Source organism: Kitasatospora sp. NPDC058218 (genome assembly GCF_042882445.1).
GTDB lineage: Bacteria > Actinomycetota > Actinomycetes > Streptomycetales > Streptomycetaceae > Kitasatospora.
This window is the reverse complement of sequence record NZ_JBHVWC010000017.1, coordinates 12,638-37,970: the sequence shown is the minus strand read 5'-3', so window position 1 is coordinate 37,970 and position 25,333 is coordinate 12,638. Positions and strand designations below refer to the sequence as shown.

Annotated in this window: 19 protein-coding genes and 2 pseudogenes; 14 read left to right on the top strand and 7 right to left on the bottom strand. The window is 72.0% G+C overall.

Annotated features, from left to right (window positions below; translation table 11 throughout):
* Positions 1-87 precede the first annotated feature (87 nt).
* On the bottom strand, positions 88-861 hold the full coding sequence (locus ACFVYI_RS13075) for a GntR family transcriptional regulator (RefSeq protein WP_387884306.1): 774 nt from the start codon (positions 859-861) through the stop codon (positions 88-90).
* Positions 862-1,154: 293 nt separating this feature from the next.
* Here ACFVYI_RS13075 and ACFVYI_RS13070 point away from each other — a divergent pair, with 293 nt between their 5' ends.
* Together ACFVYI_RS13070 and ACFVYI_RS13065 are read left to right on the top strand one after the other, a co-directional pair.
* Positions 1,155-1,955 (top strand): exodeoxyribonuclease III, encoded by an 801-nt coding sequence (locus ACFVYI_RS13070; RefSeq protein WP_387884515.1) that lies wholly within the window; start codon positions 1,155-1,157, stop codon positions 1,953-1,955.
* Positions 1,956-2,633: 678 nt separating this feature from the next.
* On the top strand, positions 2,634-6,275 hold the full coding sequence (locus ACFVYI_RS13065) for a WGR and DUF4132 domain-containing protein (protein WP_387884304.1): 3,642 nt from the start codon (positions 2,634-2,636) through the stop codon (positions 6,273-6,275).
* Here ACFVYI_RS13065 and ACFVYI_RS13060 read toward each other — a convergent pair.
* Positions 6,253-8,073 (bottom strand): recombinase family protein, encoded by a 1,821-nt coding sequence (locus ACFVYI_RS13060; protein WP_387884302.1) that lies wholly within the window; start codon positions 8,071-8,073, stop codon positions 6,253-6,255. The genes ACFVYI_RS13065 and ACFVYI_RS13060 overlap by 23 nt on opposite strands.
* A gap of 97 nt (positions 8,074-8,170) precedes the next feature.
* Between ACFVYI_RS13060 and ACFVYI_RS13055 the strand changes: the two are divergent.
* Positions 8,171-8,311 (top strand): annotated as a pseudogene (locus ACFVYI_RS13055) (exodeoxyribonuclease III); the annotation flags it as partial.
* Positions 8,312-8,660: 349 nt separating this feature from the next.
* Here the strand turns inward: ACFVYI_RS13055 and ACFVYI_RS13050 are convergent.
* The 4 genes and pseudogenes from ACFVYI_RS13050 to ACFVYI_RS13035 all read right to left on the bottom strand — a co-directional run bounded on the left by ACFVYI_RS13050 (position 8,661) and on the right by ACFVYI_RS13035 (position 12,878).
* Entirely contained in the window at positions 8,661-10,205 is a 1,545-nt protein-coding gene (locus ACFVYI_RS13050) for a hypothetical protein (RefSeq protein ID WP_387884300.1), read from the bottom strand.
* Between the two features lie 529 nt (positions 10,206-10,734).
* Positions 10,735-10,905, bottom strand: coding sequence for a hypothetical protein (locus tag ACFVYI_RS13045; protein WP_387884298.1), 171 nt, complete (start codon positions 10,903-10,905; stop codon positions 10,735-10,737).
* Between the two features lie 286 nt (positions 10,906-11,191).
* Positions 11,192-11,887 (bottom strand): annotated as a pseudogene (locus ACFVYI_RS13040) (aminotransferase class I/II-fold pyridoxal phosphate-dependent enzyme); the annotation flags it as partial.
* Positions 11,888-11,906: 19 nt separating this feature from the next.
* Positions 11,907-12,878, bottom strand: coding sequence for a LysR substrate-binding domain-containing protein (locus ACFVYI_RS13035; RefSeq protein ID WP_387884295.1), 972 nt, complete (start codon positions 12,876-12,878; stop codon positions 11,907-11,909).
* Between the two features lie 98 nt (positions 12,879-12,976).
* Here ACFVYI_RS13035 and ACFVYI_RS13030 point away from each other — a divergent pair, with 98 nt between their 5' ends.
* The 8 genes from ACFVYI_RS13030 to ACFVYI_RS12995 all read left to right on the top strand — a co-directional run bounded on the left by ACFVYI_RS13030 (position 12,977) and on the right by ACFVYI_RS12995 (position 22,237).
* Positions 12,977-14,662, top strand: a complete 1,686-nt coding sequence (locus tag ACFVYI_RS13030) for an ABC transporter substrate-binding protein (protein ID WP_387884293.1) — start codon at positions 12,977-12,979, stop codon at positions 14,660-14,662.
* Positions 14,659-15,540 (top strand): ABC transporter permease, encoded by an 882-nt coding sequence (locus tag ACFVYI_RS13025; RefSeq protein WP_387884290.1) that lies wholly within the window; start codon positions 14,659-14,661, stop codon positions 15,538-15,540. The genes ACFVYI_RS13030 and ACFVYI_RS13025 overlap by 4 nt, the downstream gene beginning before the upstream one ends.
* A complete protein-coding gene (locus ACFVYI_RS13020; RefSeq protein WP_387884287.1) occupies positions 15,537-16,529 on the top strand; it encodes an ABC transporter permease in 993 nt (330 codons plus the stop codon). Before ACFVYI_RS13025 ends, ACFVYI_RS13020 begins: the two co-directional genes overlap by 4 nt.
* Entirely contained in the window at positions 16,526-17,341 is an 816-nt protein-coding gene (locus ACFVYI_RS13015; RefSeq protein ID WP_387884285.1) for an ABC transporter ATP-binding protein, read from the top strand. The genes ACFVYI_RS13020 and ACFVYI_RS13015 overlap by 4 nt, the downstream gene beginning before the upstream one ends.
* Entirely contained in the window at positions 17,338-18,381 is a 1,044-nt protein-coding gene (locus ACFVYI_RS13010) for an ABC transporter ATP-binding protein (RefSeq protein WP_387884282.1), read from the top strand. The genes ACFVYI_RS13015 and ACFVYI_RS13010 overlap by 4 nt, the downstream gene beginning before the upstream one ends.
* A gap of 2 nt (positions 18,382-18,383) precedes the next feature.
* On the top strand, positions 18,384-19,658 hold the full coding sequence (locus ACFVYI_RS13005) for an alpha/beta fold hydrolase (RefSeq protein WP_387884512.1): 1,275 nt from the start codon (positions 18,384-18,386) through the stop codon (positions 19,656-19,658).
* Positions 19,659-19,680: 22 nt separating this feature from the next.
* A complete protein-coding gene (locus ACFVYI_RS13000) occupies positions 19,681-20,859 on the top strand; it encodes a M6 family metalloprotease domain-containing protein (RefSeq protein ID WP_387884279.1) in 1,179 nt (392 codons plus the stop codon).
* A gap of 184 nt (positions 20,860-21,043) precedes the next feature.
* Positions 21,044-22,237 (top strand): M6 family metalloprotease domain-containing protein, encoded by a 1,194-nt coding sequence (locus ACFVYI_RS12995; protein WP_387884278.1) that lies wholly within the window; start codon positions 21,044-21,046, stop codon positions 22,235-22,237.
* Between the two features lie 136 nt (positions 22,238-22,373).
* On the opposite strand, the gene ACFVYI_RS12990 is transcribed toward ACFVYI_RS12995, so the two are convergent.
* Entirely contained in the window at positions 22,374-22,568 is a 195-nt protein-coding gene (locus ACFVYI_RS12990) for a hypothetical protein (RefSeq protein ID WP_387884276.1), read from the bottom strand.
* Between the two features lie 328 nt (positions 22,569-22,896).
* Here ACFVYI_RS12990 and ACFVYI_RS12985 point away from each other — a divergent pair, with 328 nt between their 5' ends.
* From ACFVYI_RS12985 to ACFVYI_RS12975, 3 genes are all read left to right on the top strand, one after another.
* Positions 22,897-23,334 carry a DUF6271 family protein gene (locus tag ACFVYI_RS12985; RefSeq protein WP_387884273.1) on the top strand — a complete coding sequence of 146 codons (438 nt, stop codon included), beginning with the start codon at positions 22,897-22,899 and terminating at the stop codon, positions 23,332-23,334.
* A gap of 126 nt (positions 23,335-23,460) precedes the next feature.
* Complete coding sequence (locus tag ACFVYI_RS12980; RefSeq protein ID WP_387884270.1) at positions 23,461-24,786, top strand: DUF6271 family protein; 1,326 nt, start codon at positions 23,461-23,463, stop codon at positions 24,784-24,786.
* Positions 24,783-25,280: a GNAT family N-acetyltransferase gene (locus ACFVYI_RS12975; protein ID WP_387884268.1), complete on the top strand. Its 498-nt coding sequence runs from the start codon at positions 24,783-24,785 to the stop codon at positions 25,278-25,280. Before ACFVYI_RS12980 ends, ACFVYI_RS12975 begins: the two co-directional genes overlap by 4 nt.
* The last annotated feature ends 53 nt before the right edge of the window (positions 25,281-25,333 follow it).

The window sequence follows — 25,333 nt, the reverse complement described above, 5'->3', positions numbered from 1 at the left end:
GTCCGCCCCGCACAGGTGTGGAACGACTCAGGCCCGGATGCCTGTGGGGGCGTCCGGGCCTGGGCCTGAGGGTGTACGGGAGATGGTTCAGGAGGCGGTGCGCACCTCGGCGGTGGCACCGACGGGGGTGACCTCGACCAGGCCGGTCTCGCCGAAGGTGAGCTTGCAGGTGTCGGCGCGGTAGGTGGAGACGGCCAGCGCGACCAGGCGGCCGGCGGCCGCGTACTGGGTGGTCATCACCAGGACCGGCGAGCCGGGCGGGCGCTCCAGCAGGGCGGCCTGCTCGGCCTCGGCGACGCCCAGCTCGACCGAACGGGACTCGCCGTCGACCTCCAGGCGCTCCAGCTGGCGCAGCACCGAACGGGCGCGGTCGCTCTCGGCGCGGAAGCCGGGCAGGTGCGGCAGTGCGGAGGCCGGCACGTGCAGCGACTCGGTCGCCACGTTCTGGCCCGGGACCATGCGGACCCGGCGGACGGTGTGCACGGTGGCGCCCTCGGCGATGCCGAGGCCCTTGGCGAGCTGCGCGGTGGCCGGGGCGGTGGTGCAGTCGACGGTGCGCCACGCCTGGCTGCGGGCGGTACCGGGCCAGCCCTCCTCGTGGCGGTTGACCGGCACGCCGACCCGGGGGGCGGCGATCAGGGTGCCGATGCCCCGGCGGCGGACCAGCCGGCCCTCCAGCTCCAGCTGGTCGAGCGCCTGGCGCAGGGTGGCCCGGGCCACCCCGAAGCGGGCGGAGAGCTCGCGCTCGTTGGGGAGGACCTGCCCGGTGGAGAACTCCGTGTCGATCGCGCGGAGCAGCACCGTGCGCAGGTGCCAGTACTTCGGTTCCGGTACCGCCGTGAGCTGCCCTGTCGTTCCCACCGTGGCCTCCACCCTGCTTTGTCCGCCCTGCCGAAAGGAGGGCGGACCCGGCCCGCTGTCCGCTGTTGCGGCAGGTGGGAGAGCGGGCTTTATCCGTCCTTCTTTATTAAAGGTCTTTGCAGTAAGTGACCCTAGGGGCTGTGTCGGGAGATGGTCAAGACCAATGACGGCGGTTGGTGCGGATGTCGCACGGATTCATGCCGCGTTCACGACAGACCGACATCCGGACGGCGCCCGACCGCGTCGACCTTCGGGCCGGGCGCCCGGCTCGGTAGGCTGCCCGGGTGATCGTGGTGACGAGTGTGAACGTGAACGGAATCCGGGCAGCGGCCAAGAAGGGCTTCGTCGAGTGGCTGGCGGCCACCGAGGCGGACGTGATCTGCCTGCAGGAGGTGCGCTCGGAGCCCGAGCAGCTGCCCGCGGAGCTGCGTGACCTGGACGGCTGGCACGCGGTCTGGGCGCCGTCCTCCGCCAAGGGCCGCGCGGGCGTCGCCGTGCTGTCGCGGCGGGAGCCGGAGCGCACGGTGGTCGGATTCGAGTCGGCAGAATTCGACAATTCGGGCAGGTATGTCGAAATCGACCTTCCGGGGCTGACCGTGGCCAGCCTTTATCTCCCCTCCGGTGAGGTCGGCACCGAACGCCAGGAGGAGAAGGAGCGCTTCATGGCGGAGTTCCTGGTGCACCTCGGAAAACTGCGCACCCGAGCCGCCGCCGAGGGCCGGGAGGTCGTCGTCTGCGGCGACTGGAACATCGCCCACCGCCCGGAGGACCTCAAGAACTGGAAGGCCAACCAGAAGTCGGCCGGCTTCCTCCCCGAGGAGCGCGCCTGGCTCACCCGCGTCTACGAGGAGGCCGGCTACGTCGACGTCGTCCGCCGCCTCCACCCCGACCGCACCGGCCCCTACACCTGGTGGTCCTACCGCGGCCGGGCCTTCGACAACGACTCGGGCTGGAGGATCGACCTCCAGGTCGCCACCCCCGGGCTGGCCGACAAGGCCGTCGAAGCCTACGTCGAGCGCGCCGAGACGCACGCCGAGCGGTGGTCAGACCACGCACCGGTGACAGCCGTCTTCGACCTCGACCAACTCCATTAAGTCTTTGCGAAGTTCGGGCAACTGGCTTCGGCTGCTGCGGTCGTCGCGCGACCTGCCGGGCGCGATGACCGCAGCAGCTATGTCCTCGCGAATGGGGCTACGCGGTGATCGCCATTCCCTGAGTGGAAGTCAGTCTCTTTTCCGGGAACGCGTCGGTTTGTAAAAGTCACGATCGGGCGGCAAGCGTACGCACAGGCCTTCGCAGAGCCGTGCCCCCCGAAGGCCAAGTGCGCTCTCATCACGGGAGTGATCAAGGGCCTCAGGAGCTCCCTGCGAGCCCCTGCCTCCCTACTTCGACCCGCCGGTGACGGGCGCACGCTTCGTCCAGGACCGCATCGCGGCGGAGGGCGAGGAGGCTGGTCCTGCTCGAAGCCGGGGCCCAGGTCTACGTCTGCGGCGACGACGCTCGCATGGCCCCGGCGTACGGGCCGCGTTCCGCGCCCTCTACCTGAGCCACACCCCCGACGCGCGGGAGGACGACGCCGAGACGTGGCTCCAGTCACTGATCGACGCCAGCCGACACGTCCAGGACGTGTACGCCACTCGCTGAGGCACGAGGCGCCGGCGCACGGTGACTTCGGCGGGGAGGTGAGTGCGGGGGCGGTCGGCCGGGGACTTGTCGGTGGGGCTCGCTAACGTTCGTCTCCTGATCATCAGTGCGAGGAGAGGGGCGGGGCTGTGCGGCGCTGGGAGTTCGTCGAGGGCGGCTCGGACAAGTTCTGGGAGGCCGCGGTCGACGGTGTCGCGGTGACTGTGCGGTACGGGCGGTCCGGTACGGGCGGGCGGGAGCAGGTCAAGTCGTTCCCGACCGTGGAGGAGGCGCAGGCGCAATTCGCCAAGGTGGTCGCCGAGAAGGAGCGCAAGGGCTACCGCGAGATCTTTGCGGGGGCAGGTACGGAGCCCGATGCGGCGGCGGATTCGGTGCCCGTGGCGCAGCCCGGCGTGTCCGCGCTCACGGCCGAGGCCGCCGGTCCCGAGGACGAGGACGTCTTCGTCATGCCGGACGCCTGGCGTCGGGCCCTGATCCCGCGCCGGGGCGGCATTCCCCGGAAGCCGTCCGCGCCGGGGAAGGGCCCGGTGACCTCGTACCACGATGGGCTGCGGCAGATGGGAGACTGGCTGGAGCAGACGCTCGCCGCGGAGCGCAGTGACCCGGAGCTGGTCGCGGCCGCCCGCGCCCACCAGTCCGGCAGCCGGGACCCGCTCGGTGCGGCGGTGCTCGCCGCCGTGTTCTCGTATCCCAGCAACGGGGTCCGCGTGGCCGTGGACGCCTGGGTGGCGGAGTTCGGCCTGCCGTTCGCGGCCAGGGCCACCGTCGAGCTGTTCACGACGGCTGTCGAAACCGACTGGATCCACCAGAGATCCGTCCACCCCCGCGTCCGGCGCGGGGCCAACCAGAGGCACGGCGGGTACCGTCCCGCCGCGGACCGGGTCCGGTCGCTGCTGGCGGATTGCGACGAGGAGACCCACCGCGCGGCGGTCGAGGCCCTGGCGGGCTGCCGGAACAATCTGACCCGCCTGGTGGTGGCTGCGTACCTGGTGCCGTCCGAGACCGCCTGGGTCGAGGAGTGCGTCGCGTCGGGCTCCCGGCTGGTCGCCGTCGAGTGGTCGATGCTGCTGTGCTCGCTCTCCTCGGCGGAACCGCTGGAGAAGCTCCCCCCGCTGCCGAGCCTGGGCTATGACGGGTGGTCCACCGAGATCATTGCGACCGTGGCTGAGGGCCTCGGCGGCGACGTAGCACCGGTGATGCTGCACGACCTGACCACCAGCTACCACCACAAGGACGGTAAGAAGCGGATCCTGGACGCGCTCGCCGAGCTCCCCTCCGACGAGGGTTTTCGGGGGTTGCTGGCCCAGCAGGACGGCATCAAGTCCACCCGCGCTGCCCTCCTGGCCGGTCTCCGCCGCTTCCCCCGGCGTGCCCTGCGCCTGCTCGCCGAGGCCGCGGTGGCCTCCACCGACCCGGCCGCGCAGCAGCTCGCCCGGCAGCTCCTCACCGGCCACGTCGCGGTCCACCGCGCGACCGCGCTCGAACTGCTGCCGAAACTGACGCCGGAGCAGGCGGCCCTGGTCGAGCCCCTCACCGACCTCGGCGAGCGGGTGCCGGAGGTCGGCCCCGACTCGCTGCCGGAGCTGTTCACCAGCCCGCCGTGGACGCGGCCGCGCGTCACCGGCAAGCCCCGCGTGCTGATCGGCCTCACCGCCCCGCAGGAACCGCAGATGCGGTGGCTGCCGGGTGAGCGCGAGGCGTGGGCGGCGACCTCCGAGTCCTGGTACACGAGCTGGTCGGACGACGACTGGCAGCGGGTCGCGGCCACGATCCGGGCCAGGATCGGGCAACCCGAGGACGCGCGGCTGCGCGGCGGGCAGCACGCCGAGCTCGCGCTGTTCGCTTACGGCGACGAGGAGTTGGCCCGGCCCCTGCTCGCGCAGTGGCGCGCCGGTGAGCGTATCTGGCACTCCGGGGACTCCCTGCGCCGAGTCGCCGCCCGCTTCGGTACGGACGCCGTCGAACCGATCCGGGCCGCAGCGGCGGGGAACCCGGCCACGCACGCGCCCCTGCTGCTTCCGTACCTGGACGCCCAGGTGGCCGAGACCATGGTGGACTGGCTGGTGCGCCTCAAATCGGCCGGGAGCACAGCGCGTTCCTGGTTCACCCGGCACGGCGTGGACGCGGCGCGGCTACTGGTGCCCGTCGCGCTCGGGAAGACCGGGCCGGCCCGGCACGGCGCCGAGCAGGCCCTGCGGGTGATCGCCGAGGCGCACGGCGCGGCGGCGGTGCGCGAGGCGGCCGGCGAATACGGGCCGAAGGCGGAGGAGGCCGTGGGCGCACTGCTGTCGGCCGACCCGCTGGTGACCGCGCTCCCGGCGAAGCTGCCCCCGCCCTGCGACTGGACGGAGCCGGTGATGCTGCCGCAGCTGCTGCTGCGCGGCGGCGAGGGCGCCCTGCCCGCCGAGGCGGTACGGCACGTGCTCACCATGCTCGCGCTGTCCGCGCCCGGGGCGTTCTACCCGGGCCTCGACCAGGTAGTCCGGCTGTGCGAGCCGCGGTCGTTGACGGAATTCTGCTGGGCGGTGTTCGATCAGTGGCGGCTGGCCGGCATGCCCGCCCAGGACGGCTGGGCGCTGCACGTGCTCGGCCGGTTCGGTGACGACGAGACGGTCCGCCGGCTGACGCCGGTGCTCCGCGCCTGGCCGGGCGAAGGGGCCCACCATCGTGCGGTGGACGGCCTGGAGGTGCTGGCCGCCATCGGCACCGACGTGGCCCTGCTGCACCTGCACGGCATCGCTCAGCGGGTGAAGTTCAAGGCGCTCAAGACCCGGGCCCAGGAGAAGATCGCCGAAGTGGCAGCCGGTCTCGGCCTGACCGGGGAGCAGTTGTCCGACCGCCTGGTCCCGGACTTCGGGCTGGACGCCGATGGGACCACCGTCATCGACTACGGCACCCGGACGTTCACGGTCGGCTTCGACGAGCAGCTCAAGCCGTACGTGCTGGACGCGGCTGGCGCCCGCCGCAAGGACCTGCCCGCTCCGGGGGCGGGGGACGACGTCGAGCTGGCGCCCGCCGAGCGCAAGCGCTTCGCCGCGCTGAAGAAGGACGTCCGCACGACGGCGGCGGATCAGATCCGCCGCCTGGAAGAGGCGATGGTCACCCAACGCTCCTGGACAGCACAGGAGTTCAACCAGCTCCTCGTCGGGCATCCGCTGCTGTGGCACCTGGTGCGCCGCCTGGTGTGGCTGTCCGAGACGGACGGCAGGGTAACGGCGTTCCGCATCGCCGAGGACCGCACCCTGGCGGACGTCCGGGACGAGGCGTTCGCTCTGCCGGCCACGGCCTGCGTCCGGCTGGCGCACCCGCTCCTGCTCGGCGACGGCCTCGCCGACTGGTCGGAGCTGTTCGCCGACTACGAGATCCTGCAGCCGTTCCGACAGCTCGGCCGCCCGGTGCACGCGCTGAGCGACGAGGAGCGGGCCGGACACCGCCTCACCCGCTTCGAGAACGGTCCGGTGCTGCCCACCGTCCGGCTGGTCGGCATGGAACGGCGCGGCTGGCGGCGCGGCGAGCCCGAGGACAACGGCGTCGAGCGGTGGCTGTCCCGCCGGGTCGGGCCCGATCTCTACGTGGTGATCGCCCCGGAGGAGGGCATCGCCGTCGGCATGTTCGACTCGTACCCCGAGCAGCGGGTGGAAACTGTGTGGCTCGACAGGCGCCCGGGAGACTACTGGACCCACAACCGCACCTTCCCGACCTTCGCCGAGCTCGACCCGGTGATCGCCTCCGAGGTGATCGCCGACCTCACCGAGCTGACCACGCTGTGACCCCTCGCGACCTCACCGACCCCCCGGGGAAAGGCCGCCCGTGACCACGACCACCGCCGAGGAGGAGCTCCAGCGACCGCCCGCCGAGGTCCGGTACGCCGAGGAGCTGGCGGCATTGCACGCCGAAGACCGCGACCCGTGCCGGCGCTGGGAGCTGAGCCTGCGCGGTCCGCCGGTTCATCGTCGGCGACGAGGCCGCCGGCATCGCCCGCAAGTTCGTCGGGGGTCCCGACGGTCCCGCGCACCACGCGCCCGACGCCAAGCTTTCAGCACACTTCGTCTGTCGTACTCGTGCTTCGAGTTCGGCGGGCAGGTACCAGCCTTCGATGGTGGGTGTCATGTAGAGGCGGGCCTTGAGGCCGAGAAGCAGTTGGCGGCGCCTTTCCTGGTCGGCTTGGGTCCAGGCGTCGGCGAAGGTCTGCCCGGTTTCGACCTCGACCCAGGCGGACGGGCGTTGCGGGAGCGCGGCGAGGCGGCGGCGTTCGTCGACGAGGACTTCGAGGGCTTCGGAGTATTCGTCGTCGCCGCCGGGGTAGTCGAACAGGTTCCGGCGCTTCTCCTCCCGGAGATCCTTCATGGCCTGGGTGACGTGGTTGAGCTGCTCGGTGTGGTCCTCGCCGGGGATGAATCTGCGTACCGTCATCGCCAGCCCGGCCAGGCGCTCAACCAGCGCCGTGACCGCTGCGGTGACGCGCTCGCCCTTGACGGACTGGCCCTTGCAGGCGGGCTTGCCGGCCGTCTTCGCGCACCGGTAGTACTCGTAGATCTTGCCGTTCTTCGCGAGGTTCACCTGCCGGTAGAACCGGTCGCAGTACGGCACGCCGAGCCAGGGCGAGGCGCCGTTGGAGCGCTCCTTGGTGACCGACCGCTCGTCCATCGCCGCCTGGATCGCGGCCCACTCCTCCTCCGTGAACAGCGGCGTGGCCATCCGGATCGGCAGGCCCTTCGCATCCCGGGCGACCTTGCGCGCCTTCACCGAGCGGCCGGTCAACTTCAGGCCCATCGTCGCCGGCGAGCGCAGGATCTTCCCCACGCTGGTCGGGTTCCAGTGGTTCGACGGCGGCGTCTTGCGCTTGCTCGAGTAGCTGTCGCCCTGGTTCTTGTACGCGTGCATCGACGGCGTGTCGAAGCCGGCGGCCTCCAGGGCCGTGGCGATCATCCACTGGCTCTGCCCCTCCAGGAGGAGCTTGCCCATGTAGCGAACGGCCTCGGAGGTCACCGGGTCCGGCTCCAGGGTGCGGCCGCCGCCGAGGCGGTCGATGATCCGGTACCCGTAGGGCGGCTGTCCGCCCGCCCAGCGGTCTGTCTTCCGCAGGTGCTTGTGCGCGGCAGTGACCCTGGCCTTGATCCGCTTGAGCTCCATCTCGGCGAAGATCGACGCCAGCATCAGGAAGGTCTTGGCCAGCTCGTTCCCGAACGACCGTTCCTGACCCTTGCGGTAGTCCAGGGTGATGCCGTCGTCCGTGAAGACCAGGACCTTGTGGTTCTCCTCCGCCCAGTGCGCCACATCCGCACAGTCCTTGGCCGAGCGGAACGCCCGGTCGACCTTGGCCCACACCATCGCGTCCCACTCGCCCTGGCGCTCGGTGAGCCACGGGCCCAGGTCGGGGCGCTTCCACGGCGTGATCTGGGCGGAGACGTCCAGGTCCTCGAAGGACCCGACGACCTCCCACTCCTTCGCCAGCGCGTGCCTCGTCCCCGACTCCGCCTGGACCAGGTGCGAGACCTTGCCCTCGTTGCCGTGCGTGTCCGAGACACGCGAACCCACCACCGCCCGAACCGGCGCCAAAGCTGTCATGCTGCCCATAGGAGGCCCCCTACCGCCCAGGCCAGCGGGCACCCTCGAACAACCTGCACTCGAACGGGTGGACCTTTTACAAAAGGCGCCTATCCGCTGGCGGATCGACTATCTGATGGCCAGTCAGAAGCTTGCAGACACCTGCGTCAAGGCCTACGTCGAACGCGCAGCCTCCCACGCCGAGCGGTGGAGCGACCACGCACCCGTCACAGCCGAGTTCGAATTCGGCGATGACTGACTCACGGACAGCCGTAGCTGATCACAGCGACGGGGTCATCCTGATCGGACTGCGAGACCGTCACCATGGGCCGGTACATGCCCTCCCCGTCCCTGGGTAGCAGCGCCGCGATGCTCTCGGGTACGGGCGGGGCTCGGACAAACCCGCGTCGCGCTCCGGCTACGGCACGACGGCATCCCGGAGCCGCCACCGGCTGCGACCCGTTCACCCCGCCCCGACGACAGGTCCGGGTCGGGAGTGCGTCGCCCGCGGTGGAGCGAGGGAAGCCGCCGAACACGACAGACCGGCCGCCCGACGGGGTGTCGGCGGCCGGCCTGGGGGCGTGAGCCGTTTCGTTCTGCGTGCCAGGCTACCGGCCGCTGTGACCCAGCAGCTCCGGCCCTGCCGCCAGGCCTTGCGTCAGGCCGCACGGTGCGGCGGGAACCCGGAACGGGAACAGCGACCGGCTGCTCCCCGCGCGGTAGCGGCCTGTGCGCCGGTACCACTCGTTGTCACCGGCCATCCAGTCCTGGAGCGCGGCCACGTAGGAGGCGTGCTCGTTCCCCAGCTCCTGGTCGGCGATCCGCTGGAACTCGGCGACGCGCTGCTCGAAGAGCCGGTACGTGACGTCCACGGCCTGCTGGAGGCTTCCGCCGAGAAGGCGGCGCACGGCCAGGACCGCGTTGCTGACCTCGCGTTCCTCGTCGATCTCCTTGCGGTAGGAGTAGATGTCGTTGCGCAGCCCGACGCTGTCGGCGAAGGCGTCCTCCAGCCTGCGCAGCGCATCGGTGGAGGACGGCCGGTTCCCGGTAAGGCCGATCGAGAGGTCCGTTCCGGCGCTGGCCCGGCGAAATTCCAGGTAGTGCACCGGGTCGGGGACGCGCTGCTGCGCGATGGCGTCCAGTTCCTCCAGGTTGGCTGCGACGAAGTCGACGACGTGGGCCGGGAAGCGGCGTCGCAGGGTCGGGGGCATGTCCGGTGCGGTGCGGGCCCAGAGCTCGGCCAGCGCATGCTCGACCTGGTTGCCGGGGGGCGGGACCGCCTCGTCGTCCAGGGGCATGAAGAGGGGGACCCGGGCAGTGAAGGCACGTGCCCCCGCCAGGTCGCGCGGGAGCTTGTACGCGGTGACGAAATGGTCGTCGAGGGCCAACAGGCACACATCCCATTGGGCGACCAGAGTGAGCTGCCGGGTGCAGGCGTCAGGATGGGTGAGGGCGGCGAACAGCGGCCAGTCGTCGCTGTCGAAGCCTGGCTCGGTCCAGATCGGCGGGCCGGGCGGCGCGGTCACCGGGGCCAGCAGGCCGACCTCACGGGCCCAGTCCTTGGCCTCCAGACGGGCCTGTTCCAGATGCGGGTTGAGCCGGGCGGGCCAGGGCAGTCGGAAGGGCGGCAGGGCGAAGGGATAGCCCGGGGAGGCCGTGGCGGACGGCTGTTCGGGCAGCACCGGCGCGTACTGCCCGGCCAGCCGCGCGGCGGAGCTGCCCAGGCCGTTCAGGCCGCCCGGCGCGGGACGGCGGCCCACGCGGCGCAGGTGCAGTTCGCGATGGCCGGCCAGCCAGTCCCGCAGTCCCTGGTCGGCACCGCTGTGTTCGAATTGGTGCAGCCGGGCGGTACGGAGCCGGTCGGCGTACCGGGCAGCGGTGCGCCGCTCGCAGCGCAGTAGTTCACCGAGCACCCGGACGGCGTTCGGGGCCTGCCCGTCGAGCAGGTCGGCCAGCAGCACGGCGGCGTCGGCGAAGGCGGCCACGGCCGGCAAGGACGGCCGGCGCCCGGTGGCGCGCTCGACCAGAACGGCGGCCCACGCGGCGAACGGGCGGCGGGCGTCCAGGTGGGCGAGCAGGTCGCCGGGGGGAAGGTCGCCGGGTCCGGACGACGGTCGCTCAGCCTGTCTGTGCGCTCGGCGAAGCGGCGGCACCAGTCGGCGGTGCAGCCCTCCGTGGTTCGGGCCAGGAGATCGGCCCGCGCCCGGTCCAGAAGCTCCTCGGGGGTATCCACGGGCTGCGCGGCCCAGCTGTACCAGGCGGCCATCAGGGCCAGTTCGTCCGGTGGGGCGTCGGGGTGGCACCAGGCAGCCTGCTCCACCCCGACCCCCGGGGCAAAGCCGTGGCGGTCGGCCCAACTCCGGTGCCCGGTCCGGACGGTATCGGCATACGGATTCCGGCGAGCCGGATAGGAGAGGTGCGGCTCACCCGGATCGTCGTACGGGTCGGCAAGAGATTCCATGTCCCCTCCCTACCCCGCCCCCACTCGCCGACCTCCCGGAGCGAAACCCCCGTTCGGGTGAACCACGCGATGCTCTGGCACACATGATCGAGGTCAGGGGAGCGTGACGACACCGCCACTGCCTCTCCAGATCACCGGGTGGCGACGGAAGCCCTGTACACCTGCCACTTGCTCACGGCCTGGGGATGATCCAGGTGGCGCGAGCGAGCGGCGGCCGACTCCTACATCTGTCCCTCGCCCATCACGCTTCCGCGTGTCTTGGCCTCTACTGCGAGGCCCTGGCCGGCGACGTCCTGCCCATCGTCGGCGAGGGTCTCTCCCTCCTGCGGACCGTCGACGGTGTTGATGACCAGCTCTGTCTCGTCGTCGGCGTAGCCGTCGATCTCGGGCATGGCGATACCTCCTCGGAGAGCCGGCTCGATGCCGACCACACATCGATCATGTCATGACTCACAGTCAGCAATCGGCCACATGGCGTCAGTTCGAACCACCTGGGGTCAGTTCGAACCAGGCCGGCCGTCGCGATCCGGGCTTCCTTCTCTCGATCCTTACGAGCCCGCCGGGGCTGCCGAGGCGCTGGTGCGTACGCGGCTAGCCACCCACCACCTGCCCCGGTGGCAGGGCTCTCGCTGGAGACGTCGGGGGAACCTCCGCTCCCACCCGAACCTGGCGCGGGCTTCACCAGGTGACGGCGGTGATGCGCCGTACTGCTTCGGTGATTTGCGCGGTGTCGGAACGGACGGTCAGCCGCAGGTACCCTTCGCCGCCGGGGCCGAAGCCGGTTGCGGGGATGCCGAGCTCCCGGGCGTCCTCGAGCAGGCGTTTCGCGAAGCTCTCGCTGGTCATGCCATCCGGGTTGCGGACCGGACAGTAGAAGGTCGCGTTGGGCCGCAGGACGTCGAGCCCGGCGCCCTGGAGGCCGTCGCAGAGCAGCCGCATGCGGTCGCGGTAGGTGACACGCAGGAGATCGGGATAGCCGGTGGTGTCGCCCAGTGCCGCGACGGCCGCGTGCTGGATCGCGGCGAAGGTGCCGGAGTCGGTATGCGTCTTGACGGTGCGCAGGGCGTCGACGGCCGCGGTGTTGCCGGCCGCGAAGCCGACCCGCCAGCCGGGCATGTTGTACGCCTTGGACAGGGAGTGGAACTCGATACCGCGGTCCATCGCCCCCGGCGATTGGAGGAAGGACGGCGGGGGCGGGCAGTCGTGGTAGATCTCGCTGTACGCGGCGTCCGAAGCGACGAGCATGTCGTGCTCGAGCGCGAAGCAGGCCAGGTCGTCGAAGAACTCGCGGGTGGCGAGTGCGGCCGTGGGGGCGTTGGGGTAGCGGAACCGGAAGAGCTTGGCACGGCGGGCGACCCGTTCGGGGCACGCGGTGAGGTCCGGAAGGAAGAGGTCAGCCTGTGGCCGCCGCCGTGCATCGGTCCCCGGCGACGCGGAGCCACCGCTGGTACGCCGAGCTGCGCTCGGCCGCGACCCGGTGGGCCGCGCGCGCGTGCTCGACGAGTGCCGTGCCCAGGGCGGCCAGCTGCCCCGCCCGGTGCCAAGCGACCAGGTGCCGGTACCAGAGCGGGTCGCCGGCGATGGGCCGTACGGCGATGCCCGGCACCTCCTCGAAGGTGGCCTGGCACAGGCTCACCGCGTGCCCGCTGCGGACCAGTTCGAGCAGCAGCCGCCCCTCCGCCTCGTGGGCGGTGCGCATCCGGTGGCCGGTCGCGTGGAAGGTGGTGGACCAGTACTCGCGGACCCGGTCGTCGTCCGGGCGCGGTGAGACCCAGTCCTCGTCCTCCAGTTCGCCCAGGTGGACCTCCGGCCGGGCGGCGAGGCGGTGGCCGGCCGGCAGGGCGACGAACACGGGCTCGGTGACCACCGGCCGCAGGACCACGCCCGGCCGCGCGGGCAGCTCGTAGCCGGGGCAGTCGCCGACCACGGCGGCGTCGAGGCGCCCGTGCGCGAGGTCGTCGATCAGGGGAACGGACGAGCCCTGGGCGCGGGAGGCGATCCGCGCCTCGGGGTGGTGGGTGTGCAGCGCGGTTATCAGCCCGCCGAGCAGCGGGGCGTTGACGGACCCGAGCCGGAAGCGGGGCGTCGGGCTGCCGGTGCGGGCGGCCAGGGTGGAGGCGTTCAGCAGCTCGTCGACGGTGGGGAGGACGGCGCGGGCGCGGGTGAGCACGGTCTCGCCGAAGGCGGTCGGGACGGTGCCGGTGGACCGGCGGTCGAACAACGGGCCGCCCAACATGCTCTCGATCCGCCGCAGTTGGGCGCTGAGGCCCGGCTGGGTAAGCCGGAGCGAGGCGGCGGCCCGGGTGAGGCTGCCGGTCTCGGCGATGGCGCAGATCATCCGTAGATGCCGTATCTCAAGCTCCATAAGCGGATGTTATGGGCAGCTGAGAGCTCCCGAAAGAGGTCCGGGCAGCCCAATCTTGTCCCACATGTGAAATGTCATATCGCACAGAGGAGGGACAAATGAGGACACGAAGAGCCGCATGCGCCCTGACCGCGGCCCTCGGACTGCTGTCGGCGGCCGCCTGTGGTGGGCCGGACGGCAGCGGTCCGGCCGCGGACGCCACCCCGGCGCCGGGCGGGACCCTGCACGTCCTCTCCAGCATCGACCTGGAGCACCTGGACCCGTCCCGCGCCTACGTCACCTCCACCCAGGACGTGGGCCGGCTGGTCTACCGGACGCTCACCACGTTCGCCCCCGCCCCCGGGCAGGCCGGCGGGCAGATCGTCCCGGACCTGGCCACCGACACCGGGCGCCCCGCCGACGGCGCGCGGACCTGGACCTTCACCCTCAAGGAGGGCGTGAAGTTCGAGGACGGCCGGCCCGTCACCAGCAAGGACGTCAAGTACGGCGTCGAGCGGACCTTCGCCGCCGAACTGCCCGAGGGCCCGCCGTACGCCCGGCTCTGGCTGGCGGGCGGCGAAACGTACAAAGGGCCCTACAAGGACCCGGCCGGGCTCGCGTCGATCGAGACCCCGGACGAGCGGACCATCGTCTTCCGGCTCAACCGTCCGGTGGCCGACTTCGGTTCCGCCGTATCGCTGCCGATGTTCGCCCCGGTGCCGCAGGACAAGGACACCGGCGTGGCCTACGACAACCGCCCGTTCTCCTCCGGTCCGTACCGGATCGACACCTTCGAGCCCAAGAAGCGGCTCACCCTGGTCCGCAACCCCGCGTGGGACCGGGCCACCGACAGCGTCCGCAAGGGTCTGCCGGACAAGGTCGTCATCGACCTCAACCTCGACCCGGCGGTGGTCGACCAGCGGCTGATCGCCGGTCAGGGCGAGGACGCCGACGCCGTCGCGCTGGAGCCGATCGGTCCGGCGTCGGTCGGACGGGTGATGAACGACCCGCAGCTGAAGAAGCGCCTGGTCACCGGCGAGTCCATCAACATCCGCTTCCTCAGCATCAACACCGGGCACCGGCCGCTGGACGACGTCCGGGTGCGGCAGGCCATCGCGTACGCGCTCGACAAGGACGCCCTGCGCACCACCCGCGGCGGCCCGATCGCGGGAGACCTCGCCACCACTCTGCTGCCCCCCACCCTGCCCGGCGCGGCCCCCGGGGACCCTTACCCGAGCAAGGACGGCAAGGGCGACCCGGACAAGGCCAAGGCCCTGCTCGCCGCGGCCGGTCACGCCTCCGGCCTGGAGCTCACCCTCGACACCCCGGCCACCGCCGGCGGCAAGGCTCAGGGCGAGGCGGTGCAGGCCTCGCTGGCCCGGGCCGGCATCACCGTGAAGATCAACGAGATCAGCTCCTCGGCCTTCTACAGCACGGTCGGCAGCCCCGCCCGGCAGCACGACCTGGTGATCGACGGCTGGACGCCGGACTGGCCGGGCGCCTCCACCTACCTGCCGATCCTGTTCGACGGCCGACTGATCACCCCCGAGGGCAACAACAACCGCGCCCGGTACGACTCCCCCGACGTCGACGCCCGGCTGGACGAGATCGCGGCCGTGGGCGACCCGGCCGCCGCGCAGAGCGCGTACGGCGAGCTCGCCGGGCGGATCATGCGGGACGCCCCCGTCGTCCCCTTCCTCTGGGACCGGGCCGCCGTCCTGGTCGGACCGAACGTGGCCGGCGCGTACGGGCACACCGCCTTCGTCGGCCGGCTCGACCTCGTCTCGCTGGGGCTGCGGAAGTGACCGTCCTGCGCAAGCTGCCGGCCCAGCGCTCGGCGGCGCTGGCGCTGACCGCGATTGCCCTGCTGGTGCTCACCGCACTCGCCGCCCCGCTGATCACCTGGCTGGCCGGCAGCTCCCCGACAGCCTTCCACGGCGAGGCGGTGGACCCGGCGCTCGGCGGACTGCCACGCGGGGCCGCGGGCGGGATCAGCGCCGAGCACTGGCTGGGGGTGGAACCCGTCAACGGCCGGGACGTGCTCGCCCGGGTGGTGTACGGCGCGCGGGTCTCGCTGCTGATCGCCGTCCTTGCCACCACCGTGTCCCTGGTCCTCGGCACCGCACTCGGCCTGCTCGCCGGCTTCCTCGGCGGTTGGACCGACACCGTCATCGGCCGGCTGATGGACCTGCTGATGTCCTTCCCCAGCCTGATCTTCATGATCGCGCTGATCTCGGCCGCGCCCGGTGCCGACCGCCGGCTGCTGCTGGTCGTGGTGCTCGGGTTCTTCGGCTGGCCGTACGTGGGGCGGATCGTGCGCGGGCAGGCGATGGTGCTCGCCCGCGGCGAGTTCGTGGCGGCGGCCCGGGTGCTCGGCGCGTCCCGGCGGACCCTGCTGCTGCGCGAGGTGCTGCCCAACCTGACCGGACCGGTGCTGGTGGTGGCGACGATGTCGATCCCGGCCTGCGTCGCCACCGAGGCCGGACTGTCCTTCCTCGGCGTGGGCGTGCAACCGCCGACGCCCTCCTGGGGGCAGATGATCGCCACCGCCGTGCCCTGGTACGCCGCCGACCCGGCCTACTTCCTCATCCCCGGCGTCCTTCTGTTCGTCACCGTGCTCGCGTTCAACGTGCTGGGCGACGCCGTACGCGACATGCTCGACCCCCGGAGCACACCACGATGATCCTCTACCTGCTGCGAAGACTGGCCGTCACCGCACTCGTCCTGCTGGTGATCTGCGCCATCACCTTCGCGATCTTCTACCTGATGCCCGCCGATCCGGCCCAGGGCGCCTGCGGCAAGGCCTGCAGCCCCGAGCGGCTCGCCGCGATCCGCGCCACCCTCGGCCTGGACCGCTCCCCGCTCGCCCAGTTCGGGGACTACCTCGGCGGCATCGTCACCGGCCGCAGCTACGGCAACGGCGCGCAGGCCGTCCAGTGTCCGTTCCCCTGTCTGGGCTTCAGCTTCCAGACGAACCAGCCGGTCTGGCGGATGCTGACCGGCCGGCTGCCCGTCAGCGTCTCCATCGCCGTCGGCGCGGCCCTGCTGTGGCTGGCCGTCGGCGTGGCGGCGGGCGTGGTGTCCGCGCTGCGGCGCGGCAGCCTCTGGGACCGCGCCGCGATGACGGCCGCCCTCGGCGGGGTCTCGCTGCCGGTCTACTTCACCGCGCTGGTGCTCCAGTACCTGCTGGTGGTCGAGCTGAACGTGCTGCCCTACCCGACGGCCGTCCCACTCACCGAGGACCCGGCCGGCTGGGCGCAGTCGATGGTGATGCCCTGGATCACCCTGGCCATGCTCTACGCCGGCGTGTACGCCCGGGTCACCCGCAGCGAGATGCTGGAGAGCCTCGGCCAGAACTACGTCCGCACGGCGCGTGCCAAGGGCCTGGCCGAGGTCACCGTGGTCCGGCGCCACGCGCTGCGGCCCGCACTGATGCCGATCGTGACGATCTTCGGCATGGACCTCGGCGCCCTGCTCGGCGGCGCGCTCATCACCGAGTCGGTGTTCGGCCTGCCCGGCGTCGGCAAGCTCGCCGCCGACGCCATCGCGGGCGCCGACCAGCCGGTGATCCTCGGCGTGACGCTGTTCGCCGCCGGCTTCGTGGTGCTCGCCAACCTGATGGTCGACCTCGTCTACGCCGTGCTCGACCCGAGAGTGAGGGCCGTCGGATGACCCTCCTCACCGTACGAGACCTGACAGTCGACTTCGCCTCCGGTGTCCGTGCCGTCGACGGACTCGACCTCGACCTCGCGGCCGGGCAGGTGCTCGGCGTGGTCGGGGAGTCCGGCAGCGGCAAGTCCGTCACCAGCCTCGCCGTGCTCGGGCTGCTGCCCCGCGATGCCCGGGTCAGCGCCGAAATCCGTTTCGACGGACGCGAGTTGACGGGCATGGACCAACGGTCCCTGCGCCGCCTGCGCGGCAACCGGATCGCCATGGTCTTCCAGGACCCGCTGTCCTGCCTCAACCCGTACTACCCGGTGGCCTTCCAGATCGCCGAGGCCTACCGGGCCCACCACCGGGCCGGGCGGAAGGCGGCCCACCGGGTCGCCGTCCGGATGCTGGAGCGCGTCGGCATCCCCGAGCCCGAGCGGCGCGCCCGCTCCTACCCGCACGAGTTCTCCGGCGGGATGCGCCAGCGGGTGATGATCGCGATGGCGCTGTGCCTGGAGCCGGACCTGCTGATCGCCGACGAGCCGACCACCGCGCTCGACGTCACCGTCCAGGCCCAGATCCTCGACCTGCTGCGCGAACTGCGGCAGGAGGCCGGTACCGCGATCATGCTGATCACCCACGACATGGGCGTGGTCGCCGGACTCGCCGACCAGGTCGTCGTGATGCACGACGGCCGAGCGGTCGAACGCGGCACCGTCCACGACGTCTTCCACCGGCCGCAGGAGGCCTACACCCGGGGCCTGCTCGCCTGCGTGCCGCGCGTCGACGGGCCGCTGCCGCACCGGCTGCCCACCCTGGAGGCGAGCTCATGAGCCACCCGCTGGAAACTCCCCCGCTCGACACCCCCTTGCTCGAACCCCCCCTGCTCGAACCCCCCCTGCTCGAACCCCCCCTGCTCGAAACCCGCGGCCTCGTCAAGCGCTTCCCTGTCCGGCACGGCCTCACCCGGCGCCTCGCCGGACACGTCACCGCCGTCGACGGCGTCTCGCTGCGGGTCGACCCGGGCGAAACCCTCGGCCTGGTCGGCGAGTCCGGCTGCGGCAAGTCCACCGTGGCCCGCCTGCTCACCCGGCTGGAGCGGCCGACCTCCGGCACCATCCGATTCGCCGGGCAGGACCTCGCCGACCTCGACGAAGGCCGGCTGCGCCCGGTCCGCCGCGAACTCCAGATGGTCTTCCAGGACCCGCTCTCCTCGCTCAACCCCCGCCAGAGCGTCCGCCGGATCCTCGCCTCGCCCTTCGCCTACCAGGGGCTGGAACCCGACGAGCCGGTGGAGCGGCTGCTGGAACGGGTCGGGCTCAAGGCCGAACACGCCGACCGCCACCCGCACGAATTCTCCGGCGGCCAGGCCCAACGCATCGGCATCGCCCGCGCGTTGGCCCTGCGGCCGAAGCTGGTGGTGTGCGACGAGCCGGTCTCCGCCCTCGACGTCTCGGTGCAGGCCCAGATCCTCAACCTGCTCAAGGACCTCCAGGACGAGTACGGTCTCGCCTACCTGTTCATCGCCCACGACCTCGGCGCCGTCCGGCAGATCAGCACCCGGATCGCCGTCATGTACCTCGGGTCCGTCGTCGAGACCGCCGACCGCGACACCCTGTTCGCCACGCCGGCCCACCCCTACACCCGCGCCCTGCTGTCCGCCGTACCGCTGCCCGACCCGGACGCCGAGCGCGGCCGCGAGCGCATCGTGCTCCGCGGCGACCTGCCCAGCCCACTGAACCCGCCCAGCGGCTGCCGCTTCCGCACCCGCTGCCCGAAGGCCGACGACCGCTGCGCCGCCGAGCGACCCGCCCTGCGGGAGATCGCGCCGGGCCACGAAGTCGCCTGTCACCACCCGGAGTCGCAACAGTGATCCTGACCAGACACCGCCTGCCCGGGCTCGCGGTGACCGACCACGCCTTCACCGTCCCGCTCGACCACGCCGACCCGGGCGGCGCAACCATCGAGGTCTTCGCCCGCGAGCTGGCCGACCCGGTTCGCGCCGGGCACCGACTGCCGTGGCTGCTCTACCTCCAGGGCGGGCCGGGAGGGAAGTCACCGCGCCCGGTGAACACCGGCGGCTGGCTCGACCACGCCCTGAAGACCCACCGGGTACTGCTGCTCGACCAGCGCGGCACCGGCCGCTCCACCCCCGTCACCGCCCGCGCGGCGGCCGACCTCGGCCCGGCCCACCGCCTCGCCGATCACCTGGCGCTGCACCGGGCCGACTCGATCGTCGCCGACGCCGAACTGATCAGACGCCAACTGTGCGGTGACCGACCCTGGGAGACGCTCGGCCAGAGCTACGGCGGCTTCGTCACCCTCAGCTACCTCTCCTTCGCGCCGGCGGGCCTGCGCGCCTGCTACATCACGGGCGGCCTGCCCGGCCTCGACGCCACCGCCGACGACGTGTACGCCGCCACCTATCCCCGGGTGCGCGAGCGGCTCACCTCCCACTACCTCCGCCACCCCGGCGACCGCCCGCTGCTGCGACACCTCGCGGACCTGCTCGACCGCCACCCGGTCCACCTCCCGGACGGCGACCGGCTCACCGCACGCCGCCTGCGCACCCTCGGCCTCATGCTCGGCATGGGCGACGGCTCCGCCCGTCTGCACTGGCTGCTCGACGAAGCCCTCGGCGCCGACGGCGCCCCCACCGCCACCTTCCTCCACCAGGTCATGCAGCTGACCTCCTTCACCGACAACCCGCTCTTCGCCGTCCTCCAGGAGTCCATCTACGGCCGCGGCGCCACCGCCACCGGCTGGGCCGCCGAACGCGCCCTGGCCGCCCACCCCGCGTTCGCCGAGGACGCCGACCCGCTCATGCTCACCGGCGAGATGATCTACCCCTGGATGTTCCGGGAGGTCGCCGGCCTGCGCCCGTTCGCCGAGGCCGCCGACCTGCTCGCCGCACGCACCGACTGGCCCGAGCTGTACGACCCGGCCCGGCTCGCCGCCAACCCGGTCCCGGTGGCCGCCGCCGTCTACCACGACGACATGTACGTGGACGCCGACCTGTCCCTGCGCACCGCCCGCGCGGTCGGCGGCCTGCGCACCTGGGTCACCAACGAGTGGGAGCACGACGGTGTGACCACCTCCGATGGGCGGGTCCTCGCGCGTCTGATGGACCTGGCCTCCGGCCGGGCCTGAGCAAACCCCCGATGGGAGAACCGTGTTGAACCCCCGCCTGCTCGCCGGTGCCCTGGCGCTGGCCCTCCCGCTGGTCGCCGCCGCGTCCCCCTCCCCCAGCGCGTCCTCCCCCACCGCTCCCGCCGCCGCCTGCGCCCTGCCCGGCCGAACCGGCTGGACCGACGAGGGCCACGACACCGACCGCACGCAGTTCCAGCAGCCGCTCGGCACCAAGCACGTGCTGATGCTCTTCGTCGACTTCCCCGACGCCCCGGCCACCGGCGAATTCGGCGACTACTACCACCAACTCGCCCCGGCCGCCGACTGGATGAGGCAGGAATCCTACGGCCGCACCCGCCTCGCCATCACCCCGCTCAACCGCTGGCTCCACCTGCCGCAGGATTCCGGCTCCTACGGCTTCCAGCGCGGCATCGGCTTCGAACAGCACGAGGCGTACGTGCGCCAGGCCGTCGAGGCCGCCGGCCCGGACGTCGACTTCTCCCGGTACGACCTGCTCTACATCGTCCCGACCAGATCGGCCTCCGCCATCACCTTCTCGCCCACCTACCTGTACGACCCGACCGCCCCCGGCATCGTGGCGGGCGGCACGCGGATCAAATGGGCGGTCACCTTCGGCCAGGACATGTACCACTGGGGCCCCAAGGTCGCCGCCCACGAGACCTCGCACACCTTCGGCCTGCCCGACCTCTACGCCTTCGACGGCACCGACGCCCACCGCCATGTCGGCGGCTGGGACGTGATGGGCCTCATCTCGGGTCCAGCGCCGCAGCATCTCGGCTGGGAGCGCTGGAAGCTGGGGTGGATCGACGACCGCCAGGTCGCCTGCCTGTCCACCACCGGCAGCCGCACGGTCCACCTGCGGGCGGTCGAACGCCCCGGCGGCACCAAGATCGCGGTGGTCCGCACCGGCGAGACCACGGCGTACGTCGCCGAGTCCCGCCGCGCCGTCGGCGGCGACGCGTCCGCGTGCTCGTCCGGTGTCCTGATCTACCACGTCGACACCTCCGTCCGGACCGGCGACGGCCCGGTCCGGGTGATCAACAGCCACCCGGAGGCCACGCCGCCCCCGGGCTGCCGGCCGCTCGACATGGCGGCCCACCGCGCCGGCGAGTCCTTCACCGACCCCGCCACCGGCGTACGGATCGAGGTCGGCGACCAGGGCCCGCTCTCCGACACCGTGACGGTCACCCGGACCGGCTGACCGCCCGGTCCTCGGGCACACCCTGAGCCCGCGCCGTGCGGGCGGCCGTTCGGGAGCCCCACCACCCGCGTCCGCACGGCGCGACCCGGCCCGGCCGGGGGCTCTCCGCTCCCCGGCCGGGCCTTCCCCCTCCCCCTCGTCCCCAGGAGGAACACCACTGTGCGAGCCCCCCTCGAGATCCCTCTTGCGAGCCTCCACCAGAACGCTCCGCCCGCCGGCCGCTCTGCTCGCCCTCGTCGGCGTGCTCGTCCTGCTCGTCGCCCCCGCCCGCCCGGCCGTCGCCGCCACCCTCCCGGCCCCGGCCTCCGCCTGCGCCCTCGCCGGCACCACCGGCTGGACCGACGAGGGCCACGACACCGACCGCGTCCGCTTCCAGCAGCCACTCGGCACCAAACGCGTGCTCACGCTCTTCGTCGACTTCCCCGACGCCCCCGCCGACGGCCCCACCCAGCCCTACACCGCCCAGCTCACCCCCGCCGCAGACTGGATGTGGCAGGCCTCCTACGGCCGCACCTGGCTGGCCATCAGCCCGCTGGACCGCTGGCTGCGCATGCCGCAGCCCTCCACCTCGTACGGCTTCCAGCGCGGCATCGGCTTCGAGCAGCACGAGGCGTACGTGCGCGACGCCGTGCAGGCCGCCGCGCCGTACACCGACTTCTCCCGGTACGACCTGGTGTACGTCGTCCCGCCGAAGTCCGCCTCGGCGATCAGCTTCACGCCCACCTACGTCTACGACCCCACGACCGCGGGTGTGACCGCGGGCGGCACCCGTATCAGGTGGGCGGTGACCTTCGGTCAGGACATGTGGTACTGGGGCCCGAAGATCGCCGACCACGAGACCGGCCACACCTTCGGCCTGCCCGACCTCTACGCCTTCACCGGCACCGACCAGCACGCCTACGTCGGCGGCTGGGACCTGATGGGCAAGGTCGGCGGCCGAGCACCGCAGTACCTGGGCTGGGAACTGTGGAAACTGGGCTGGATCGACGACAGCCGAATCGTCTGCCTCCCCGGCCCCGGCTGGACCGACATCGATCTCACGGCGGTGGAGTACATCGGCGGCACCAAGATCGGGGTGATCCGCACCGGTGCCACCACCGCGTACGTCGTCGAGTCCCGCCGGGCCGCCTACACCGACCCGAACCCCTGCTCGACCGGCGTGCTGATCTACCGCGTCGACACCTCCGTCCGGACCGGCGACGGCCCGGTCCGGGTGATCAACGGCAACCCGGGCGCCACGCCGCCACCGGGGTGCAGCCCGCTCGACCTGGCCGCCCACCGCCCGGGCCAGAGCTTCACCGACCGGTCCGCCCGCGTCCAGGTCTCCGTCCGCCAGGGCGGCGACTACGGGGACACCGTCCAGATCAGCAGCTGGTGATCCCCCGCGCGAACGGCGGCCCGGTCCGCCGTTCGCGTTCCTGGACCCCGACACGGCGGGTCCGCTTCCGGGTGTCCGCCGACCCCCGAAGGGGCCGGGGGTCGGCGGACACCTGATCCCCTGCCGCTCCGGACCGTCAGGTGCAGGTGACCTTGCCGGAGGTGTCGGCGGTGCAGAGCAGGGTCATCGTGCCGTTGTTGGGATCGCCCGGGTAGGGGCTGGCCGACAGGCGGGTCACGGTCAGCGGGCAGGCGGTGCCCGGGATCGACTGGCCGACGGTGAACGAGATCAGCGGAGTGATCGTCTGGTGGCCGGCGGCGATGTCCACCATGTCACCACCCGCTGCGCGGACTGCATCGCGAGCCCCGCCGAAGTCCGTGCGAGGGCAGCGACGCCTGCCCGATCGGGCAATGTCGGCGTGCGCCGCCCGATCCCTGAAAGCATCCCGTTGACACCGAAGTTGGTCTAGTCCACCGTGGTGAAGCAAGGTCATCCGCAGGAGTCCGGCGGAGCCCCGCGCCCCGGAACCGACGCCGCTCGGGACTCACCGACTCCCTCAACTTCCCTACTTCACCGTAGCTTTGAGTGAGCCTGCGACATTGCCGCGCCTTGGCCCTCGGACGGGCAGATGGATCTGACGATCGATTGGAGACGCCCGCATGCGCAGAACCTGTTGGGCTCTGCCGGCCGGCCGGGTCCGTCCCGCGACGATCGCGGCCATTGACAAGGAGGCCGCGCACGCGGCGGGGAACTTCGGTGTGGAGGTCCGCCTCCTGATCCTGGACCCCACGGACGACACCACCTTCACCGACCAGGCCGAGGCCGGCGGGGAGCTCCTCCACGGACTTCAGCGCGTAAGCGTCGAGACGACCGCCGAACGCGTCGAGCGCGGCGCCGGCGGCGACCGGGCGCAGAACGTCCGCCGACTCGACGAAGCCCGGGCCGGCGCCGAAGAATGCGCCCACCCGATCCCGATCCGGGACCTCCGGTCGAGACGGCCCGGACGATCGGCGGTGTCGCGTCGATGGACGGCGGCATCAACTTCCCTTCGGAGGAAGTGCGTTCCACCTCCACCCAGCCCCGCCGCAGCTCTTTGACATCGCGAGTGGTCTGGTCCATGGTGGCGCGACGGGCCGGTCGGAGTCGCCGTCCAGGACACCTCCACTTCACTCAACTGGCAACTGCCGTAACGAATCTGACGATCAGACGGAGAATCCCACCCCATGCAACGAGTCTGCCTCGCCCTGCCCACCATGCGTCCCTGCCCCGACACCATCGTGGACCTCGCCGAGGAGGCGGCCTACGCCGTCGCGACCTTCGGGGTCGAGGTGCACCTCCTCGTCCTCGACACCACCGACGCCGCCGGTTTCGCGAAGAACGCGGACGCCGTGGCCTCGCTCGCCCCCACTCCCGGCGTGTTCGTCCACCACCTCGGCAACACGCAGCAGCGGGAGTTCCTGCACCGGGTGGCCGTGCGCTCCGGCGCTCCCGACCCCGAGCTGCTGCTCGACCTGATGCTCCCGCAGGCCGTCGCGTACGGTTCCTGCGTCAACCGGCTCTTCCTGGGCGCGGCCGCCCTGGGCTGCACCTCGGCGCACCTGCGCAACGACGACTTCGACTTCCAGGTCGTCGACGGTCGGAAGATGTTCCCGATCCACCAGGAGCTGCTCTCGATCGGCCGGCCGGCCGGCGAGGCGGTGGCCGGCGTGTCCCGCTCCGAACTCGACCCGGCCGACGCGGACAAGCCGGTGATGCTGGTCAGCGGCTCCTTCATCGGCGAACTCAACGTGGACATCGGCGAGATCCACGAGCTGGACCCGGCCGTCTACCGCGAGGTGGTGCGCCTGTGGGCCCCGCCGGTGTGGTCGGAGGAGGAGAAGGACGCGATGGTGGACGTCTCCTTCAAGGGCGCCGGCTCCGAGACGTTCGGCACCGACGACTCCGTCCTCGGCGTGCCCGACATCTGGGACGTCTACATGTGCAACGTCGCCCTGGACCACCGGGCCTACGAGGTGCTGCCGCTGCTGCCCTCGACCGAGACCATCGGCAGCGACTACGCCCTGCTGCACGCCCTGGTCCACGCCCGGCTGCCCGGCGTCGTCCACAACCGCCACATCGTCAACTACTACACGCCCGAGCGCCGCATCGGCGCCGGCTTCGTCTCCTACCAGCTGCGGTTCGTCAAGTTCCTGCTCTCGATGCTGTACCTGTACCCGGTCTACGGCGGGATGATCGACCTCGGCCGCGGGCTGCTGGACGAGCGGCACGGGCTGAAGGTCGAGCCGATCCTCGACCTGGTGCGGGGCAGCGTCGACTGGGACCGGGCCGGGAACGAGCACTGCCTGGACGTCCTGGACCGCTCCTACCGCAAGCTGGGCGGCAAGTACGCCGAGCTCGCGGACGTGGTGGCCGGGCGGCGGCAGCAGCTCCTGGACGAGGCCAAGGAGGACGCCGAGCGCTGGGCGGTGCTGATCGACGCCTGGGCGGGGATGGCGGCCGCCGCCCGCGCGGAGGGGCTGCGCCCCGGCGTGGACGGGGCGGCCGGGTGAGCGAGGACATCCTGATACGGCAGCTGACCGACGACGACTGGGACGCCGTGGTCGCGCTGGAACACGACGCCTACGCCGCCGACGGCCTGTCGGAGGGCCGGGAGGCGCTGCAGTCCCGCGCCCTCGGCTCGCCGGAGACCTGCTTCGTGCTGGAGCAGCGCGGCACGGTCCGCGGCTACCTGCTGAGCCTGCCGTACCCGCCGCTGCGCTGCCCGGACCTCGCCCGGGCGGAGGACGCCGTGTTCGATTCGGGCAACCTGCACGTGCACGACCTGGTGATCGCCGAGGACCTGCGCGGCCGGGAGGTCGCCCTGGGGTTCATGCGGTACTTCCAGGCCCGGGCGGTGGAGCTGGGCTTCGAGCGGATCTCGATGGTCGCGGTACGCGGGGCGGACATCCTGCTGCGGCTCATCGGCTACCGCGCGCACCGGGAGGTGGCCGTCCCCGCGTCCTACGGGCGGCGTGCGGTCTACATGTCGATGCCGGTGCCCTGACCTGCGGGGCACCTGGACGGATCACCACTCCTTCGGCCCGGCTGGATGAGTCT

Bases quoted from the DNA above. Each gene is read 5' to 3' on its own strand.
- ACFVYI_RS12980 (WP_387884270.1), top strand. From the start codon at position 23,461: ATGCAACGAGTCTGCCTCGCCCTGCCCACCATGCGTCCCTGCCCCGAC.
- ACFVYI_RS12985 (WP_387884273.1), top strand. From the start codon at position 22,897: ATGCGCAGAACCTGTTGGGCTCTGCCGGCCGGCCGGGTCCGTCCCGCG.
- ACFVYI_RS12990 (WP_387884276.1), bottom strand. From the start codon at position 22,568: ATGGTGGACATCGCCGCCGGCCACCAGACGATCACTCCGCTGATCTCG.
- ACFVYI_RS13060 (WP_387884302.1), bottom strand. From the start codon at position 8,073: ATGACAGCTTTGGCGCCGGTTCGGGCGGTGGTGGGTTCGCGTGTCTCG.
- ACFVYI_RS13020 (WP_387884287.1), top strand. From the start codon at position 15,537: ATGATCCTCTACCTGCTGCGAAGACTGGCCGTCACCGCACTCGTCCTG.
- ACFVYI_RS13015 (WP_387884285.1), top strand. From the start codon at position 16,526: ATGACCCTCCTCACCGTACGAGACCTGACAGTCGACTTCGCCTCCGGT.
- ACFVYI_RS13030 (WP_387884293.1), top strand. From the start codon at position 12,977: ATGAGGACACGAAGAGCCGCATGCGCCCTGACCGCGGCCCTCGGACTG.
- ACFVYI_RS13045 (WP_387884298.1), bottom strand. From the start codon at position 10,905: ATGCCCGAGATCGACGGCTACGCCGACGACGAGACAGAGCTGGTCATC.
- ACFVYI_RS13010 (WP_387884282.1), top strand. From the start codon at position 17,338: ATGAGCCACCCGCTGGAAACTCCCCCGCTCGACACCCCCTTGCTCGAA.
- ACFVYI_RS13035 (WP_387884295.1), bottom strand. From the start codon at position 12,878: ATGGAGCTTGAGATACGGCATCTACGGATGATCTGCGCCATCGCCGAG.